This is a genomic window from Desulfarculaceae bacterium (assembly GCA_020444545.1).
GTDB lineage: Bacteria > Desulfobacterota > Desulfarculia > Desulfarculales > Desulfarculaceae > Desulfoferula.
Map to the genome: position 1 here is coordinate 674,929 of JAHLKT010000002.1, position 17,590 is coordinate 692,518.

At 64.0% G+C, this 17,590-nt stretch carries 17 protein-coding genes and 2 tRNA genes; 2 read left to right on the top strand and 17 right to left on the bottom strand.

Translation table 11 applies throughout. The features are described from left to right. Window positions 1-125: 125 nt before the first annotated feature. Entirely contained in the window at window positions 126-2,096 is a 1,971-nt protein-coding gene (locus KQH53_07585) for a phosphoenolpyruvate carboxykinase (GTP) (GenBank protein ID MCB2226526.1), read from the bottom strand. Between the two features lie 564 nt (window positions 2,097-2,660). Here KQH53_07585 and KQH53_07590 point away from each other — a divergent pair. Continuing rightward, on the top strand, window positions 2,661-2,963 hold the full coding sequence (locus KQH53_07590; GenBank protein ID MCB2226527.1) for a hypothetical protein: 303 nt from the start codon (window positions 2,661-2,663) through the stop codon (window positions 2,961-2,963). On the opposite strand, the gene KQH53_07595 is transcribed toward KQH53_07590, so the two are convergent. From KQH53_07595 to KQH53_07610, 4 genes are read right to left on the bottom strand one after another with little or no spacing between them, the layout of a single operon-like run. Continuing rightward, on the bottom strand, window positions 2,960-3,907 hold the full coding sequence (locus tag KQH53_07595) for a sugar phosphate isomerase/epimerase (GenBank protein MCB2226528.1): 948 nt from the start codon (window positions 3,905-3,907) through the stop codon (window positions 2,960-2,962). The two genes, KQH53_07590 and KQH53_07595, sit on opposite strands and share 4 nt — an antisense overlap. Next, window positions 3,907-4,587: an HAD family phosphatase gene (locus KQH53_07600; protein ID MCB2226529.1), complete on the bottom strand. Its 681-nt coding sequence runs from the start codon at window positions 4,585-4,587 to the stop codon at window positions 3,907-3,909. Before KQH53_07600 ends, KQH53_07595 begins: the two co-directional genes overlap by 1 nt. Continuing rightward, complete coding sequence (locus KQH53_07605; protein MCB2226530.1) at window positions 4,584-5,237, bottom strand: hypothetical protein; 654 nt, start codon at window positions 5,235-5,237, stop codon at window positions 4,584-4,586. The genes KQH53_07600 and KQH53_07605 overlap by 4 nt, the downstream gene beginning before the upstream one ends. After that, a complete protein-coding gene (locus tag KQH53_07610) occupies window positions 5,227-5,571 on the bottom strand; it encodes a DUF3795 domain-containing protein (GenBank protein ID MCB2226531.1) in 345 nt (114 codons plus the stop codon). The genes KQH53_07605 and KQH53_07610 overlap by 11 nt, the downstream gene beginning before the upstream one ends. 167 nt (window positions 5,572-5,738) lie before the next feature. On the opposite strand from KQH53_07610, the gene KQH53_07615 reads away from it, so the two are divergent. Further along, window positions 5,739-8,897 (top strand): EAL domain-containing protein, encoded by a 3,159-nt coding sequence (locus tag KQH53_07615; GenBank protein ID MCB2226532.1) that lies wholly within the window; start codon window positions 5,739-5,741, stop codon window positions 8,895-8,897. Window positions 8,898-8,956: 59 nt separating this feature from the next. Here KQH53_07615 and KQH53_07620 read toward each other — a convergent pair. The 12 genes from KQH53_07620 to lysA form a co-directional block, all read right to left on the bottom strand. Further along, window positions 8,957-9,032: transfer RNA gene (locus tag KQH53_07620), tRNA-Cys, on the bottom strand. A 187-nt stretch (window positions 9,033-9,219) separates the two neighbouring features. Continuing rightward, window positions 9,220-9,294 (bottom strand) — tRNA-Gly (locus KQH53_07625). A gap of 52 nt (window positions 9,295-9,346) precedes the next feature. Beyond that, on the bottom strand, window positions 9,347-9,928 hold the full coding sequence (pgsA, locus tag KQH53_07630) for a CDP-diacylglycerol--glycerol-3-phosphate 3-phosphatidyltransferase (protein MCB2226533.1): 582 nt from the start codon (window positions 9,926-9,928) through the stop codon (window positions 9,347-9,349). Window positions 9,929-9,949: 21 nt separating this feature from the next. Then, a complete protein-coding gene (fsa, locus tag KQH53_07635; protein ID MCB2226534.1) occupies window positions 9,950-10,597 on the bottom strand; it encodes a fructose-6-phosphate aldolase in 648 nt (215 codons plus the stop codon). 71 nt (window positions 10,598-10,668) lie between these two features. After that, window positions 10,669-10,950, bottom strand: coding sequence for a hypothetical protein (locus KQH53_07640; GenBank protein MCB2226535.1), 282 nt, complete (start codon window positions 10,948-10,950; stop codon window positions 10,669-10,671). After that, window positions 10,941-11,453: a 2-amino-4-hydroxy-6-hydroxymethyldihydropteridine diphosphokinase gene (gene folK, locus KQH53_07645; protein ID MCB2226536.1), complete on the bottom strand. Its 513-nt coding sequence runs from the start codon at window positions 11,451-11,453 to the stop codon at window positions 10,941-10,943. Before folK ends, KQH53_07640 begins: the two co-directional genes overlap by 10 nt. A gap of 5 nt (window positions 11,454-11,458) precedes the next feature. Beyond that, on the bottom strand, window positions 11,459-12,619 hold the full coding sequence (locus tag KQH53_07650; protein ID MCB2226537.1) for an LL-diaminopimelate aminotransferase: 1,161 nt from the start codon (window positions 12,617-12,619) through the stop codon (window positions 11,459-11,461). A 34-nt stretch (window positions 12,620-12,653) separates the two neighbouring features. Beyond that, complete coding sequence (locus tag KQH53_07655) at window positions 12,654-13,424, bottom strand: fumarylacetoacetate hydrolase family protein (protein ID MCB2226538.1); 771 nt, start codon at window positions 13,422-13,424, stop codon at window positions 12,654-12,656. Between the two features lie 10 nt (window positions 13,425-13,434). Next, entirely contained in the window at window positions 13,435-14,253 is an 819-nt protein-coding gene (gene dapB / locus KQH53_07660; protein ID MCB2226539.1) for a 4-hydroxy-tetrahydrodipicolinate reductase, read from the bottom strand. 22 nt (window positions 14,254-14,275) lie between these two features. Then, window positions 14,276-15,151, bottom strand: coding sequence for a 4-hydroxy-tetrahydrodipicolinate synthase (gene dapA / locus KQH53_07665; GenBank protein ID MCB2226540.1), 876 nt, complete (start codon window positions 15,149-15,151; stop codon window positions 14,276-14,278). A 13-nt stretch (window positions 15,152-15,164) separates the two neighbouring features. Next, window positions 15,165-16,049 carry a diaminopimelate epimerase gene (gene dapF, locus KQH53_07670; protein ID MCB2226541.1) on the bottom strand — a complete coding sequence of 295 codons (885 nt, stop codon included), beginning with the start codon at window positions 16,047-16,049 and terminating at the stop codon, window positions 15,165-15,167. 39 nt (window positions 16,050-16,088) lie between these two features. Then, window positions 16,089-17,348: a diaminopimelate decarboxylase gene (lysA, locus tag KQH53_07675; GenBank protein MCB2226542.1), complete on the bottom strand. Its 1,260-nt coding sequence runs from the start codon at window positions 17,346-17,348 to the stop codon at window positions 16,089-16,091. Between the last annotated feature and the right edge of the window lie 242 nt (window positions 17,349-17,590).

Consider the following 17,590-nt stretch of genomic DNA (forward strand, 5'->3'; position numbering starts at 1 on the left):
AAAGCCGTGCCCCGGCCTCTAATCCCGCGGGGCCAGCACCACCGCCTCGCCGCCAGATAGAAACAGGCCCCGGCCATTGCTGACCGGGGCCTGTGGTTTGTGCGAAGCGGGGTGGGGAAGGGGCCTTACTTGGCCGCCGCCCACTCCTTCACCTGGTCAGGGCTTACGATATCGCCGTACTTGGCCCGGAGGTCTTCCAACTCGGCCTTCTGCTCGTCATAAATAGCGAACAGCTTGTCCGGGATGTTCTCCTCCTTCTTGAAGGCGTCGTACTGCAAATCGATGCGGGCCATGATCTTGTCGATGTAGAGCGAGAACTGCTTGTTGTAAAGCTCCTCGGGGTAGTCCTTGGAGAGCAGGTCGCTGAACATGGCCTTCAGGTCCGCGTAGGTGGGCAGTAGGCCCACGGGCGAGTAGATAGTCTCCACCTCGCCGTGCACCAGGCGCTCCAGCCAGCCCAGCCACACCTTCACGTCGCGCTTCTCGCCCAACAGGGCGCTGCCTTCGCCGCCGCGCGCCTCGTGGGTCAGGAAATAGTTGAGGCCGGCCATGATGGGCCGGTTGGCTTCGCTGATTTTGTCGCTGTTGAAGAAGTCGAACTGGGCCACCATGTTGTCGCCCAGAGCGCCGGGGATGAAGGGCTGGTTGGCCCAGGGCTGCCGCTTGACGCCGGTGGCGCCCACCTCGGTGGCCGTGGCCTTGCTCACGATGCTGGCCCCGATGACCACGCCTTCATCGGCGTTGCGGGCCACGCGCACCGGAGGCATGGTGTCCGCGTCGCGGCCATTGTAGGTAAAGACCTTGGTCACCACGCCGGCCGGGTCTTCCATCTTGGGGCTGTAGTTGTTCAGGCTGGAGGCCCGGATGGTGAAGCGGGCGTTGCCGTGGGACAGGGGGATGGCCTTGCCGGCATCGTCGGTCTTGCCGGCGAACCATTCGCCCTGGAAGTTGAAGCCCTTGTCCGGGTTCTCCTCGCCGCTGCCGATCCAGTAGGGCACGCCGTCCACCACCAGAACGTTGGAGAAGATGACCTCATGGCCTTGCTTGCGCAGGATGTCCATGATCATGGGGTCGTCGGTCCAGTTCACGTCCTCGATGATGCCGAAGATGCCGCTCTCGGGGTTGATGCTGCGGATGGTGCCGTCCTCGGAGATCCAGATCTGGGCCAGGTCGTCGGAGATGAACTCCTCGCCCACCATGGCGGTGGTGGTCTTGCCGCAGCCGCTGGGGGCGGCGCCGGCGAAGAAGGTCACGCGGCCGCCGGGGCCCTGGAGCCCGGTGATGAACATATGCTCGGAGAGTTCCTCGCCCTGACGGTAGTATGTGGCCCGGTCCACGGCAAAGCGGTGGTTGCCCTTTTTGAGCAGCAGGGTGTTGCCCGCGTAGGTGCAGAAGGTGGAGTAGGTGGTCTGGTGGGAGCGGTCCATGAACACCCGCGCGTTGGGCAGATCTTCGGCGCGGTTGGCCCCCTGGGAGTGCACGTTGGTGAAGAACAGGCCGGCGCGGTCCACCTCGGCGTCGAACTGATCGAAGCAGTTGCGGTAGAGCAGCTCGGCGGAGTGGCACACGTACAGGGAGGTGGTCATCTCGATGGCCGGGATGGCGGCCACGGCGCCCACGGGGCCGCGAGAGTAGAAGCCGATGACCAGGGTCATGCCGGCCATCATGCCGACCATGTGCTCCTTGACGTAATTATAGGCGTCGTCACGGTCGATGCGGTTGGCCAGGGAAGAGACCTTCTCATCGGGGTTGGCGATGTAGAAGGTGCGGTCCACGATGCGGGCCTGTTCCTGGGCCAGATCGTAATGGATGGTGTGGCCGGGGATATTGAGCTTCTTTTCCTCGTTGTCCTCGACCACCAGCTCCTTGATGCGGGCCACGTCGGCGTCGCTGCCGTCGTTGACCAGTACCTTGGCGGGCTTGCCCAGGGCGATGGCGTTGGCAATCTTGAGGCGGGCTTCTGCGTTGATGATCTTTTCGATCTTGGCGAAATCAGCGTCGTCCATGGAATCACGGAAGATGCGTTTGACTTTCTCGGCGTCTTTAACGCCGCCGATATCGGTGAGGATATCGACGCCTTTTTTAAGCTCCAGCATGGATAACTCCCTTGTGGCCCACCGGGCAAAAAAGGCGGGCCTTTACATGAAAACGTGGATGCTTTGAAAGCCCACAAGCGGGCTGGTCAAGTTTCCGGCGGAAGAGGGCTCTGGCGGGCCGCCTTCCATTCTCAGCCTCCGGGCGGCTGAAAGGGTTTCATTCTATAGCTTGCCGATTCCGCGCGTCAAGAGACCAAGCAGGGCAATGCCTTTGAATCTCGCGGAATTTAGCCCGCCATGCCTACCCATTTCCAAAAGTTTACATAATATATCTTATGCGAAGTACTTGTGTAAAATCAAGGTGACGCCGAACGCCAGAACTCAGCGCCACGCCATGAGCGCGAGCACGCCCCAACCAAGATAGTCACAGGTAATGTGGTGAGCCCACTTGGCCGCCTCGTAGCGTTCAGAGCCACCAGAATGGCAAGCTATCTTTGTCAAACTAGATTAAGAAATAGCCTCAAGCATTAGTTATTTCATGTATAAATATGGCTGCACTAACACCTTGTGCCTGGCTGGCTCATGGCCCTAGAATATTAACAAGACCTTCACGGAGAAGCTTCCATGACCAAGTTCATGCCAGCCCTGATTCTCGTTCTCGCCCTGCTGACCGCCGCGCCGGCCCTGGCCGCGCCGCCCTCGGTTACCCCCCAAGGCAGCGCCCTGTCGCTCTACAGCCCGGCGCCCCGCTTCCAAATTTTCCAAGCCCCTAGGCCCTACGGCGGTATGCTCATGGTGGACACCAAGACCGGGCAATCCTGGCAGCGGGTCATTGTCAACACGCCCCAGGGCATCCAGATCCGCTGGGTGGAGTTAAAGCGGGTGGACAAGTTCCCCACGGGCAACGAAACCATTCTCTGGGATTAGGCCAGGCCCTCCCAGATTCGGCGCAATACATCCGAGGCCCGGACCGCGCCCGACAAGGCTGGTTCGGGCCCTTCGTATTCCAGGCTGAAGGCCCCGCCATAGCCGGCGTCCTTGAGCAGCTTCAACTTGCCTTGATAATTAAGCTTTAGGGCCTCCTGTTTTGGCTGGCCGCCGTAGGCCTTGTAGTGCACATGAAGCGCACTCGGGGCCAGCGCCGCCACCCCGGCATAAGAGTCCTGGTCCTCATACCAATTGTCCAAATCAAGGCATATGCCTGTTTTAAAAGCGCTAATTTCTCCGCCGTTAATATTGTATACAAGATTCAACAGGTCGTCCGGCCGTCCGCTTATGCCCCAGTGGTTCTCCACACCCAGGGCTAGGCCCAGGGATTCGGCCTTCTCGGCCAAGGGAGAGAGCGCCTCGCGGGCTGCCTGGTGTTCTGCTTGGCTCTTCGGAGGAGGCGTGCGGCCGTGGCTTCCCCGGTAGCCGCTCATTTGCGCGGCGCTCAGGCACAGTCCATAGAACAGGCGTCCGGCCGGGCCCAGGGGCGTGGCCAGCTGGCTGGATTTCGGCCGCAGGACGGATAGCCATTCCAGGGCGCCGTTGAAGTTCAGCCCCCCTCCCCCCAACCCTACCCGCACGAAACCCACCCCCAACTCCGGGCAGGCCCCCATCAGGTTCAAGGCGCGCCGGATCTGCAAGGCTCGGCGTTCGGGCGAAACCATATATTCCAGGTTGAGACTCAGGCCCCCCTGCCCCAAACCGGCCTGGCGGCAGGCATCGCCCAGACGGGCCAGATCCTCGCGGCGAAAGGAAGGCAGCAGGCGGTCCAGCCACTCCACCCCGTCGAAGCCGTGCTCCGCCGCCAGGGCGGGCAGCTCCCGCCCCGCCCTGCCCCGCAAGGCGTCGCGCAGCAGGGACACCTGGGCCAGCCACACCTGCATCAGAGCTCCTCGTTGAACCCCAGGTGGTCGGCCAGGTGGGCCAGGTCATGGAAAACGGCGTGGGCCTGGGACAGATGCTCGGGCCCCAAGGTAGTGCACAAGGCGTAGCAGGTGGCCCCGGCGGTCACGGCCGCGGCGATGCCCGCGGGCGCGTTTTCCACCACCAGGCATTGCTCCGGCTCCAGGCCCAGGCCCTGGGTGGCTCGCAGATAAGGCTCGGGGTGAGGCTTGTGGGCGGATACCATCTCAGAGCTCACCACGACCTGGAAGGCCTCCAGCATGTCCGGAGGCAGGCACTCGCGCACTTGGTCGCCGCGTGAGCTGGTCACCAGGGCCAGGGGCACCTGGTGCTCGCGCAGGGTAGCCACCAGTTTGGCCGCGCGGGGATAGGGGCGCACCAAGTGGGCATACTCGCCAAGGAAAAGGCTGCGTTGCTGTTCCAGGAGCATGAGCATGAACTCGTCGGGCCCGTACTCCGGCTCCAGGCCGCACTTGCACATCAGGCCCTGCAAAACCCCGGTTTGCAAGCAACCCTCGTGCGCCAGAATGAACTCGCGGTCCACCCTCAACCCGGCCTCGCCCATGACCTTGAGCCAGGCCGAGGCGTGGTGCTCCATGGAATCCAGAAGCACGCCGTCCAGGTCGAACAGCACCGCCTTGTGTTTGAGATTGTGGTTCATGCCGTGTCTTTCGTGTCCATCTCAAGGCTGTTGATCACCCCATGGCAGCGGCAGGCCGTGGCCACCAGCCAACGTCCTCCCTGAGCGGCCAGGCGGTCCCGCAGGGCCAGCAGCTCCGATGCGCGGTAGCCGCCCACCCCGGGGGCCAGCTGGTGGCTGCGCACCACGGCGGTGGCGTGGCCGGGCAGGGTCATCCGGGCCAGGCGGTCGAAAAGGTTCTCGCCCCGGGGTTGGCCCGTGGCGGTGCACAGGCCGGCCGGTTCGGGGCAGTCGTCCGGGCAGAGAAAATCGGCCCGGCTGAGGAACCAGCCCCCATCCGGAGCGGGTATGCGGCTGGGAAGGTCGGGCAGGGCCGCCAGGGGCGTTTCCTGGGGATGCGCCCCCAGCTCGGCCCGCAGCCAGTCGGCCAGCAGATGGCGCGGGATGGCGGGAATCACCCATGCGAGGGGATCATCCGAGGCCAGCGCGCGGCGCAAGGCGGGCACGCCCTCTTCCCGATAAAGCTCCACGCCGCCGCGCCGGGCCAGCTCTTGCAGCTCCGGCCCGGGCCGGGGCTCCGCCAAGGCTCTCACCTTGGCCCCCAGGCGCTCCAGGGCCAAGCGGCCGAAGCGCCCTCCCCCGATTACCAGGATCTCGCGCCTAGCACTCATTGGCCCGCAGGCCCTCCAGGGTTTTGCGCGCCTGGCTGGAGTGCTTGAGGATAAAGTCCAGGTCCGCGCAAGGGAACTTAGGACAGGGCGCGCAGGTGGCCCAGCCCTTGGATTGCACACATGAGCGCACCGCGCACACCCGGCAATGCCCGAACAGGGGCGCTTCCGAGGCATGGCAGCCTTGGCAGGATATCTGCTCGGGAGTTATATCCGCCTGGTAGATGCGCGACCATTCCTCGGCGGTTTGGCGGCGCAGCGCCTCGTCGTCATTTTTCCAGGCCAAGTGAGCCGGACAAAGGGAACAGTCCAGGCCGCAACAGGCGATAATGCTCATGCTCGCATCCTTATCCCGCCATAGGGTGGCTATCCTCGGTTGCATAGGTAATGTTATTATAGACCAACATGTTGGAAAGACTATAACCGCTCACGGTTAAGCACATGGCAAACCCAACCCCGGTTCCCCGGAAACAGCGTCGTACAATTCTCTACGGGGTAGTGCCCGTGATCCTGGTGGCCTTGATGGGCATCGCCATGTCGGTGCTGGTATACCGCTTTGCCGAAAACTGGGAGGCCGCCCAGTTCAGGGGGCGGATACAGTTGGAATCGCGGAACCGCATCGAGGCGGTGAGCGAAGCTCTCCACAAGATGAGCTCCCTGCTGGCCAACCTCCAGACCCTTTACCGAGGCTCCGAGAAGGTCGACTACGGAGAGTTTCAAACCGTGGCCCAGGGTTTCGTCGCGCGGACTCCAGGCGTGCTGGGCCTGGCCTGGGTGCCCAAGGTGGCCGGAGTCCGCCGCCATGAGTTCGTGCAATCGGCCCGCAAGGAAGTTTCGCCGAACTTCGCCATCAAGCAGGTCACCCGCGAGGGCAAGATAGTGCCGGCCGGCCGGGACATCTTCTATTTCCCGATCCTGTATGTGGAGCCGGGGGCCGCCAAGTCCCAACTTCTGGGCCTGGACCTGGCCAGCGACGAGGTGCTGCGGGAGCGCCTGCTGCACGCATGCGAGTCAAAAAGCCTGGTAACCACCACTCGGCGGCGTATCGGCGACTCCCCCCAGAGCCGCGATACCATAACCATGTTTGAGCCTATATCCTCGGGTTTGCGGAGCAAAGGCGCGGACCTCTTGCCCCCATGTCCGGGGTTCTATGGCTTCCTGGGCGGCCGCTTTAGCTTCGGCATCATTTATGAACAAATCCTGAAGCGTTATCCTCCGGCGGGCATCGACATAATGGTGTTGGATTTGAAGGCCCCGCCCGATGACCGCATGCTTTATCTGCATAGCTCGCGCACCCGGGAAGGGCCCGTCAACCCCAAGACGATTTCCGAGGATAGCAGCCATTCCAGCCTGACCTTCAGCCGGGACTTCCGTTTGAGCGGCGGAGTCTACCGTGTGGTCTGCGTTCCCACCGTGGCCTACCTGGAAAGCGGCCACACCTGGCAGCCCCTTACGGTAGCCGGGCTTACCATGCTGCTGACCCTGGCCTTGGTGGTCTACCTGTTGCAGAACCTCCAATCGGCCCGCCGCCTGGAGGCCAGCAACATAGCCCTGGATGAGCAGATCAAGGAAAGGGAAGACGCCCAAAAGAAAGCCGAGACCAGCGAGCGCCGCTTCCGGGCCTTGTTCGAGGGAAACCGCGACGCCTTGATGGTTGTGGACCCGGACAACGGCTATTTCTTGCGGGCCAATCACTCGGCGGTGGAGCTGTTCGGATGCGGCTCCATGGAGGACCTGCTCAGGCAGGGTGTGCTAGCGCTCTCTCCCGCGGTGCAGCCGGACGGCCAATCCTCGGAGCACCGTATGTACGAGGAGCTTCAGCGCGCCATGGAACACGACGGGGCCTTTTTCGAATGGACCCATCGCCGCGCGGACGGCACCTGGTTCCTCAGCGAAGTCTCCCTGAGCAAGGTGCGCGTGGACCAACGCGATGTCATTCAGGCCGCGGTGCGCGACATCACCGACCAGAAGCGGCGCCTGGAAGACCTGGCCTTATTGGCCAGCGTATACGAGAACTCGGTGGAAGGCATCGTCATCACCGACGCCAACGGACAGATAGAGCGGGTCAACCCCGGCTTCGCCAAAATCACCGGCTATTCGTCCTCCGAGGTAGTGGGCCAAAATCCCCGGGTACTCAAATCGGATCGTCACGACTCCGTTTTCTACCACCGCATGTGGCAGGCGCTCGAAACACGGGGCCAATGGAGCGGGGAGATATGGAACCGCCGCAAGGACGGAGAAATATATCCCGAATGGCTCACCGTCAACCGGATCGCCGACGACAACGGACGCACCGCGCACTACGTGGGCGTGTTCCACGACATCTCGGACATCAAGCGCTCCGAGGAAAAGCTGAGCTACCGGGCCCAGCACGATCATCTCACCGGCCTGCCCAACCGGGTGCTGTTCTATGACCGCCTGAACATGGCCATGGCTTCGGCCAAGCGCACCAATACCGGGGTGGGGGTGTTTTTCCTGGACCTGGACAACTTCAAGAACGTGAACGACACCCTGGGCCACCTGGCCGGCGACGAGGTGCTGAAGGAGGTGTCTCGCCGTCTGGAGCTGGTGTTGCGCTCGGAGGACACCGTGGCCCGCCTGGGCGGCGACGAGTTCCTCATCGCCCTCACCCGTTTGGCCGACCCCAGCGAGGCGGTGCGCGCGGCCCAGCGTGTCCTGGATGCGTTGCGGGCCCCCATCAAGCTGGGCGAACAACAAGTCTACATCGGAGGCAGCGTGGGGATCAGCCTGTATCCCCAGGACGGCGATGACGCGGACACCCTGATCAAAAACTGCGACATCGCCATGTACCGGGCCAAGAACCAGGGCAAGAACACCTATGCCGTGTTCACCGAGGCCATCAGCGAGGCGGTGGTGCGGCGCTTCACCCTGGAGAACGAGCTGCGCCAGGCAATGGCCCAAAAGTCTTTCTGCCTGCATTACCAGCCCAAGGTGGAAGCGGCCACGGGCAAGGTAGTGGGCACCGAGGCCCTGGTCCGCTGGCAAAAGTCGGACGGCGAGCTGGTCTTCCCCGACGAGTTCATTCCCTTGGCCGAGGAAACCGACATCATCTACGAGCTGAGCCCCTGGGTCCTGAACAAGGCGTGCGAAGACCTGGCCAGCCTGCACAAGATGGGGCACGAGGAGCTCACCGTGGCGGTGAACCTCTCGGCCAAGCAGTTCCAGGACAAAAACCTGACGGAACAAGCCACCGCCGTAATCGGTAAATACGGTCTGAAGGCCCGCCACCTCTCCTTCGAGATTACCGAGCACACCATCATGACCAACGTGGAGCTGGCCGCCGAGATCATGCGCCGGCTCAGCGAGTTGGGCATCAAGGTGGCCCTGGACGACTTCGGCACGGGCTACTCATCCCTGGGCTACCTGAGCCGCCTGCCGCTCAACGCCATCAAGATCGACAAGTCCTTCGTGGACGACCTGCCCCAGAGCCCCGAGGCCTCGGTGGTGGCCCGCACCATCATCACCCTGGCCCACGGCCTTTCCTTCAAGACGGTGGCCGAAGGGGTCAGCGTGCGCGAGCAGCTGCATTTCATGCAGGAACACGGCTGTGACGAGATACAGGGCTACTATTTCTCGCGCCCCCTGCCCCTGGACCAGCTGGCCGAGCTGCTGGAAGAGACCCCCCGCTTCGACGTCAGCTGAGCTGAAGCCAACAGCACAAAAAAGGGGCCAGCCCGTACGGCTGGCCCCTTGATGTTTTTTGGAGGCGGCGACCGGATTTGAACCGGTGAATAACGGATTTGCAGTCCGCTGCCTTAGCCACTTGGCTACGCCGCCTTTATGTACAAATCACCCGTGACTACGGCCTGTTATCGGCCAGGCCCCGAGTGGGTCAAATAATATCGGCCCCTTGCGGGAGTGTCAAGGACAAAGGGCCTTGTGGAGCACCTCCGGCCGCCCCCCTCCTCCGCCCTTTTGCCAACAAAAAGCCGGCCCCCGAAGGAGCCGGCTTTTGCGTTGCTTTTGGAGCGGGAGACGGGAATTGAACCCGCGACTTCAACCTTGGCAAGGTTGCACTCTACCTCTGAGTTACTCCCGCCTTGCGCAGACGAATCTTACAGTATCCGCCCGTTATGTCAAGGCTAAAACTATCAACTAATTTCATCGCGGCCCATATAGAGCCGGTTGAAACGCACGAAATACCTGAGCCCGGAGACCAGGCTGACCAGGGTGGCCGCCCACAGGGCGATGGTGCCCCAATACTGCGGGTCCACCACGCCCACCATGCCCGGCAAAATCAGCAGCAGGATGGCCAGCATCTGCAGGGCGGTCTTGGCCTTGCCCCAGCGGTCGCTGGGCACGGCCAAGTCCTGGGTGGCGGCCACGGCCCGGAGGCCGGTCACCGCCACCTCGCGGGCGATGATGATGATGGCGGCCCAGGCGGCGGCCCGCCCCAGGGAGACCAACATGATCAACATGGAGGCCACCAAGAGCTTGTCGGCCAGGGGGTCCAGGAACTGGCCCAGCAAGGTCACCTTTTTCAGGCGACGCGCCAAAAAGCCGTCGGCCAGGTCGCTGAGGCCGGCCACGAAAAACAAGATCCCCGCCGCCCAATGCCACCCTTCGGGCGGCATATAGAGCAACGCCACCAGCAGGGGGATGGAGCCCACCCGCACCAGGGTGATCAGGTTGGGCAGGTTGAACACCTGCTCTCTTTTGGGGATGGGGGTCATGCCCGGACCGCTTCCGCCTCTCTAGCCCTTGTTGGCCTTTTCCCAGTCCGCCAGGAAGGCGGCCAGGCCCTTGTCGGTCAGGGGGTGCTTGAGCAGCTGGCCGATGACCTTGAAGGGGATGGTGCACACGTCGGCGCCCATGAGCGCGGCGCTGACCACGTGCATGGGATTGCGGATGCTGGCCACCAGCACCTCGGTGTCGTAGCCGTAGTTGCCGTAGATGTCCACGATCTGCTGGATCAGCTCCATGCCGTCGCTGCCCACGTCGTCCAGGCGGCCCACGAAGGGGCTGATGTAGGTGGCGCCGGCCTTGGCGGCCAAAAGGGCCTGCAAGGGGCTGAAGCACAGGGTCACGTTGACCTTGACGCCCTGGCTGGAGAGCGTCTTGATGGCCTTGAGGCCCTCTTCGATGATGGGCACCTTGATCACCACGTTGTCGCCCCAGGTGGCGTACTTGGCGGCCTCGGCCACCATCTCGTCGTGGGTCACGCCCACCACTTCCACGCTCACGTCGCCGGGCACCACTTCGAGGATTTCCTTGATGCAGGACTCGAAGGGCTTGCCGGTCTTGGCCACCAGCGAGGGGTTGGTGGTCACGCCGTCCAATACGCCCAGGCTCTGGGCCTGCTTGATTTCCTCGATATCCGCGGTGTCGATGAATATCTTCATTGCCTTGTTACCTCCTAATGCCCAAAAAAATTATCAGCAGCCGCGCCGCTGATCTCACGCCCCGAGGGCCTCTAGGCCCCTTTTCGTTTGGCGTCCACATAGGCGTCGCGGCATTTCTTACTGCAGAAAAAGCGCTCCTGCCCATCCACCCAGGCGCTTTTCGCCTCGTGTTTGGGCAAATAGGTTCCGCATTGCGGGTCCTGGACCATAACGTCCATCACCTCGCCCTGGGCTTGGCGCTTCTTACGGGCCTGGGCTTCGGCCCCTCCGGCCAGATAGCGCTTGAAGGCCTTGTAGCCAAACCATATCAGAAAACCCACGATGGCGATCTGGACCAGGCGGATCAATCCCACTCTATGCGCCTCACCTCCTGGGCGGCCCGCTCCTGGGCGGGCATCCGGTCCCACAGCTGGCCTGCCGTGAGCCTCAGGCCGGGTATGACCAGCTCCGGGGCCAGCTCGGCCAGGGGTATCAACACGAAGCCCCGCTCGGCCAGGCGGGGATGGGGCACGCTGAGCTCGGGCAGACTGATGATCTGGCCTCCAAACAGGAGGATGTCCAGGTCCAGGGTGCGCGGCCCCCAGCGTTCCCGCCGCACCCGTCCTCGCTCCTGCTCCACGGCCTGCAAGCCGGCCAGGAGCTCCAAGGCCTCGCCCCTAAAACTACCACGGGCCACGGCATTGAAAAAGCTCGCCTGGTCGGTCTTGCCCACCGGCGCGGTGAGGTACAGCGAACTGACCCCCACAGTGGTGTAGCCGGGCAGGCCGGCCAGGCCCTCCAGGGCGGCGCGCAGGTGTCCCTGGCAGTCGCCCTGGTTGCAGCCCAGGCCCACGAACACCTCATGGGCCTCGGCCACGGGAATTACAGCTCCAGCTTGGCCAGACGCGCCACCGCCTCGGCCATGCGCTCCTTGCTCTGGGTAAGGGCGAAACGCACATATCCCTCCCCGGCCGAGCCGAAGCCGTTTCCCGGGGTGGTCACCACGCCGCACTCGGACAACAGGCGCATGGTGAAGTCGGCGCTCTTTACGCCCTTGGGAACCTGGCACCAAACGTAGAAGGTGGCCTTGGGCTTTTCCACCGAGAACCCCAAGCCCTGCAAGCCGTCCACCAATACGTCGCGGCGCTCGGTGTACATTTGACGCATGTCTTCCAGGCAGCTCTGGTCCGCCTCCAGGGCGGTGATGCCCGCCAGCTGCACCGCGTCGAAGGCGCCGGAGTCGATCTGGCTCTTGACCTGGCCCAGGCCGCCCACCAGCTCGGAGTTGCCCACCGCGAAGCCCAGGCGCCAGCCGGTCATGTTGTAGGTCTTGGACAGGCTGTGGAACTCGATGCCCACTTCCTTGGCGCCGTCCACCTCCATGAAGCTCATGGGGCGGTAGCCGTCAAAGGCCATCTCGGTGTAAGCCGCGTCCGAGACCACGATGATGTTGTACTTGAGCGCGAACTCCACCAGCTCTTTGTAGAAGTCAGCCTTGGCCACCGCGGCGGTGGGGTTGTTGGGGTAATTCACCACCATCACCTTGGCCGCCTGGGCCGTGGCCGGGTCGATAGCCTTCAGGTCGGGCAGGAAGCCGTTCTCTTTTAGCAGGGGCATCTCCACCGGCACGCCGCCCACCAGCAGGGTGGAGGCGGCGTAGACCGGGTAGGCCGGGCTGGGCACCAGGACCACCTCGCCGGGGTTCACGAAGGCCACCGGGAAATGGGCGATGCCTTCCTTGGAGCCGATCAGGGTGATCACCTCGCTGGCGGGCACCAAGTCCACCCCGAAGCGGCGCTTGTACCAACCGGCCGCGCTCACCCGGAAATGGTCCAGGCCCGAGTAGGCGGGATAGCGGTGGTTGGAGGGATCGCCGGCCGCCTGGCGCAGGCTCTCAATGATGTGAGGCGGCGTGGGCTGGTCCGGATCGCCCACCCCCAGGTCGATGATGTCCACGCCCTTGGAGCGAACCTCGTCGCGCAGACGGTCGATCTCCTTGAACAGGTAGGGGGGCAGCAACTTGAGGCGTTCGGCGCGCTGAATTTCCATGATCGGGTCCTTGTGGCTCTTTATTGGTTTATCGTACCGGGTTGGTCAACCGCCCCACCCCGCCGATCTCGATGGTCACGCTGTCGCCCTCCTGCAAGGGGCTGATGCCCGAGGGCGTGCCGGTGGCGATCACGTCGCCGGGGTGGAGGGTCATCACCTGGCTGATAAAGGATACCAGATGATACACGTCAAAAATCATGTCAGAGGTGTTGGTGCTCTGGCGCACCTCGCCGTTGACGATGGCCCGCACGTTGACCTTGGCGGGGTCGATATCCTGGGCGATCACCGGGCCCAAGGGGCAGAAGGTGTCAAAGCCCTTGGCGCGGGTGTACTGGATGTCCTTGCCCTGGAGATCGCGGGCGGTCACGTCGTTCAAGCAGGTGTAGCCCAGGATGTAGGCGGCCGCGTCGGCGGCCTCCACCTGATAGCACTTCTTGCCGATGACCACCGCCAGCTCGGCTTCATGGTCCACCCGCTTGCTAATGGCCGTGGGGCGCACGATCACTTCGCCCGGGCCGATCACCGAAGTGGAGGGCTTCAAAAAGATCATGGGCTCCTGGGGCAAGGCCTTTTTCACCTCGGCCGCGTGGGCCTTGTAGTTCAGGCCCACGGCCACCACCTTGGAGGGACGGCAAGGGGCCAAGAGGCGCACCTGGCTCAGCGGGGCGGTCTGTTTGCCCGGCTTGCCATTGCTGAAGGGGCTTCCTTCGTAGCGCACCAGGCGGTTGCCGCTTATCTGCCCGTAGGACACCTTGCCTTCGTGGCTGAAGCGCACGATGCCCTTTTTGCAGCCGATCATATCGCTGTTCTTACTCACAGGCCGGCTCCCTCAATCCCAAAACATCCTGCATGTCGTAAAGCCCGGGCTCCTTGTCCACCACCCACAGGGCCGCGCGCACCGCGCCCTGAGCGAAGGTGTCGCGGTTGTGGGCCCGGTGGGTCAGCTCCAGGCGCTCACCATTGGCGATAAAGTACACCGTGTGCTCGCCCACGATGTCGCCGCCCCGGATGACGCTCACCCCCAGCTCGTCGGAGGTGCGCGCCCCGGTCATGCCCACGCGTCCGTGGCGGCAGGCCTCTTCCGGGTTCCAGCCGCGCACCTCGCACAGGCCTTCGATGAGGCGCACCGCCGTGCCGCTGGGCGCATCCTTTTTCTGGTCGTGGTGGGCCTCCACCAACTCCAGGGCGTAGTCCGGGCCCAGCACCTTGGCCATCTGGGCGGCCACCTTGAACATAAGGTTCACCCCGATGCTCATGTTGGGCGCAAAGACCACTGGCACCTTCTTGGCCTGGGCGATCAAGGTCTTTTTCTGGGCCTCGTTCAAGCCGGTGGTGCCGATAACCGCCGCCTTGCCCAGGGCGGCGCACTCTTTCAGGTGCTTTACGCTGGCCCCGGGGGAGGTAAAGTCGATGAGCACCTGGGCCTCGGCCAAAGCTTCGGCCGGGTCGTCGCCCACCACGCCCTCCACCCCGGAGTGGCCCACCGCCCCGGCCAGGGACTTGCCCACCGCCGGGGAGCCGGGGGCCTCGAAGCCTCCGGCCAGCTCGGCGCCTTGGCGCTGCATGATGGCGCGCACGATGTGCCCGCCCATGCGGCCGGCCACGCCGGCCACGGCTATCTTGACCATTACGCCCCTCTCCTTGCCTGGCCTACATCAGGCCGTAGTTGCTGAGCGCGGCCTTGAGCTTTTCCAGGTTGGCCGGCGCCATCTCGCAAAGCGGCAGGCGCATCTCGCCGCTGGAGATGCGGCCCAAGAGCCCCATGGCCACCTTGATGGGAATGGGGTTGGTCTCGATGAACATGGCCTTGGACAGGGGCAGCACCTTGTAGAAGATCTCGCGGGCGCCTTCCACATCGCCGTCGAACCAGCGCTGGCACAGCAGGCTCATCTCTTGCGGGATGATGTTGTTGACCACGCTGATCACGCCCTTGCCGCCGATGGACAACAGAGGCAGGACCATGTTGTCGTCGCCGGACAGGAGGTCCATCTTGTCGCCGCACAGGTTGTAGATCTCGGCCATCTGGCTGATGTTGCCGCTGGCCTCCTTGCAGGCGATGATCTCGGGCATCTCGGCCATGCGCGCCAGGGTGGCGGGCTCGATGTTCACGCCCGTGCGCCCGGCGATGTTGTAGGGCACCAGGGGGAAGGCGGCTGCCTTGGCCACGGCCGCGAAATGGCGGTAGATTCCCTCCTGGGTGGGCTTGTTGTAGTAGGGCGTCACCAACAGGGCCGCGTCCGCGCCCACCTGCTTGGCGTGCTTGGCCAGGTCGATGGCCTCGGCGGTGCTGTTGGAGCCAGCCCCGGCCACCACGGGCACCCGCTTGTTGACCTGCTCCACCGTGATCTCCACCACGCGCTTGTGCTCGTCGTGGGTTAGGGTGGGCGACTCGCCGGTGGTGCCGCAAGGCACGATGCCGTTGGTGCCGTTTTCGATATGGAACTCGATGAGCTTTCTGAGGCTCTCCTCGTCGACTTCACCATTGAGGAACGGGGTGACGATGGCCACCAGGGATCCCTTGAGCATTTGGGTTTCCTCCCTAAACTTGCAACCAGGCCAGGGCTCCGGCCTTGAGGGTTCCGGAGAAGACGTAATCCGCCGCCCCCTCCAAGTAGACCGGGCCGAATTCTTCGCCTTGGCCCTCGAAATAAACCTTGAGCTTCTCTCCGCTGCGAACCGAAACCGTGATCGGCGATTTCAGACCCGCGGCCTGCCCCAGCATCAGGGCCGAAGCCACCACGCCGGTTCCGCAGGCCAGGGTTTCATCCTCCACCCCCCGTTCATAGGTACGAACCATCAGCTCCCCGCCCTGGGGCGAGGCGAAGTTCACGTTGGTCCCGGCCGGAGCGAAGTGGGCGTGATAGCGCACCTCGCGGCCGATGGGCACCACCGGAGCCGCCTCGATGTCCTCCACGGCCATCACCGCGTGGGGCACGCCGGTGTTTATGCCCGCCAGGCGCAGCGTCTGCCCGGCTGCCTCCAGCTCCACATCCTGGTAGGCGCCGAAAGGCTTGATCATCTCAAGCTTGACCAGATCGCCCACCCAGGCCCGGATGGGCCCGGCAATGGTGTCGAAGAGCATCTCGTCGCCGGCCAGGCCGATGTCGCGGGCAAAGCGGGCGGCGCAGCGCCCCCCGTTACCGCACATCTCCGCCACCGAGCCGTCGGCGTTGAAAAAGTGCCAGCGCCAATCCACCTTGCCCCGCTCCGGGTCCACCCGCTCGCTGGGCTCCATGATGATCAGGCCGTCGGCCCCCACCGAGCGCCGCCGCTGGCAAATGCCCCGGGCCAACAGGGGCATCAGCTCCTCGGGCACCGAGGCCGCGCGGTTGTCGATGAGGATGAAGTCATTGCCCGTGCCGGTCATCTTGACCAGCTCTATGCCCTCCAGGGCCATCAGGCGTTCAATTTCTTGCGTAGTCATTTCGCTGTCTCACAATAGCTTAGGGGCCCCCTGGGGCCCCTACTCCATCCACTCAGGCAGGCTCTCGCCACGCATGAGCTCTTCCACGGTCTCGCGGGTGCGCACCACGGACCAGCGATCGCCGTTGACCATCACCTCGACCGCCCGAGGGCGGGAGTTGTAGGTGCTGGCCATGGAGAAGCCGTAGGCCCCGGCGCTGAGCGTGGCCAAGAGCTCTCCCCGCTGGAAGTCGGGCAGCTCGCGGTCGCGGGCCAGAAAGTCGCCGGTCTCGCAGATGGGGCCCACCACGTCGGAGACCACCTTGGGCCGCATGGAGTCCTCCGCCACCGGCACGATGGCGTGGAAGGAATCGTACATGGCCGGGCGCACCAGGTCGTTCATGGCCGCGTCGCAGATGATGAAGTGCTTGGCCGGGGTGTCCTTGGTGAACAAGACCTTGGCCACCAGCACGCCGGCGTTGCCCACGATGGCCCGGCCGGGCTCCAAGACCAGCTTGAGCCCCAGGGCTCCGATGCGCTGCTTGAGAGCCTCGGCGTACTGGGCCGGGCTGGGCGGTTGCTCGTCGTTGTAGGTGATGCCCAGGCCGCCGCCCAGGTCCAGGGTGTCCAACTCGATGCCCGCGCCCTTGAGGCGGCCGACGAGCACCGCCACCCGTTCCAGGGCGTCGGCAAAAGGCTCCACCTTGGTCAGCTGGGAGCCGATGTGGCAGGAGATGCCCTTGAGCTCCACGTTGGGCAGGGCCGAGGCCGCCTGGTACTGGGCAAAGGCCAGCTCCATGTCCAGGCCGAACTTGTTCTTGGCCAGGCCGGTGGTGATCTTGGGGTGGGTCTGGGCGTCCACGTCCGGGTTGACGCGCAGGCTCACCGGGGCCTTCACGCCCAGGCGGCCGGCCACCTGGTTGAGCACTTCCAGCTCCTGGGCGCTCTCCAGGTTGAACATCAGGATACCCGCGCTCAGCGCCTGCTCCATCTCGGCGATGGTCTTGCCCACGCCGGAGTAGACGATGCGCCCGGCGGGCACGCCCGCGGCCAGGCTGCGGCTCAATTCGCCGCCGCTCACGATGTCCGCCCCCGCGCCCTGGGCGGCCAGGGTGGCGATCACCGCCCGGTTGCTGTTGGCCTTGACCGCGAAGCAGATCAGGGCGTCCAGGCCGGAGAAAGCCTCGCTGAAGGCGCGGTAGTGGCGCTCCAGGGTGGCCTGGGAGTAGACGTAGGCGGGGGTGCCCACCTGCTCGACGATTTGGCTGAGCGGCACGTCTTCGGCGTGAAGCTGGCCTTGCTTATAAGAAAAGTGGTGCATGATATTATTCGGCCGCAAACCTAAGGGGTTCGTGTCAATGATCGGGTCTTGCAAGTTTTCGCTTATCAGGGGGCGGGCCCGCGGGGCCCGGATTCATGCGGGCAGCTATGCCGCCACGGCAGGCAACCGGGACCAACGCGCGGGCTTGCGTTTGCCCTTAACCGCGCTCTTGATGTTGATCCGGCTCCAGCCCATGATCGACTCGCTGTTTGGTGAAGGGACCAGTCGGAGCTCGTCCCGTG